Annotated in this window: 1 protein-coding gene; it reads right to left on the bottom strand. The window is 47.1% G+C overall.

Annotation, left to right across the window (positions count from 1 at the left end; genetic code table 11):
• The coding region (locus A3729_RS05215) for an ABC transporter transmembrane domain-containing protein (protein WP_255376380.1) at positions 1–714 on the bottom strand (714 nt) is incomplete at its 3' end.
• Positions 715–720: the final 6 nt, after the last annotated feature.

The raw sequence follows: 720 nt of genomic DNA on the forward strand, positions 1-720 counted from the left end.
ATATTGCTCGTTAGTAAAGTACTTAACGGTTTCATAGTTGAGTAGGCTATCAATTGCCCGGGTGTTACTTTTGCTGTCAGCCTGATTCGCTTCGCGAATAAACTGGGTGCGCCAGTCAGTGGTGGTCTTGGAGAACCAGACATAGGCGATGACTGATATCAGTACGATCAAGGCAAACTCGAAGCGATATTGTTGCCATAAAATACCCATGACCAGAAACAGTTCGAGAAAGGTGGGGGCAATATTAAACACCAGAAAGCGCATCAAAAAACTAATGCCATTTGTGCCGCGCTCAATGTCGCGAGATAAACCACCCGTTTGGCGGTTCAAGTGAAAGCTTAGACTTAATGCATGAAGGTGCTCGAAAACTTTTAGTCCTACGCGACGCATCGCTCTTTCGGTCACGCGTCCGAATAGGGTGTCGCGGATTTCGCCTAGTAACACATTCATCAGCCGTACCAGACCGTAGGCGAGTAATAAGCCCAAAGGTACAACGAGCAGGGATAGTTCATTATCAGCTAGTTGTTGGTCTAGGTCATCGACGACGTGCTTGAGAATAAAGGGCATGGTAACGCTAGCGACTTTTGCTGCAACCAGACATAACAGAGCGAGAGCGATGCGCTGCTTGTATTCCAAAAGGTAGGGAATGATTTGCTTGATGATTGACCAGTCAATTTCTCGATTGGGGTCAAAGTCTGAACGCATACCGCGCATGTGAAG

The sequence above is a fragment of the Oleiphilus sp. HI0043 genome, from assembly GCF_001634935.1.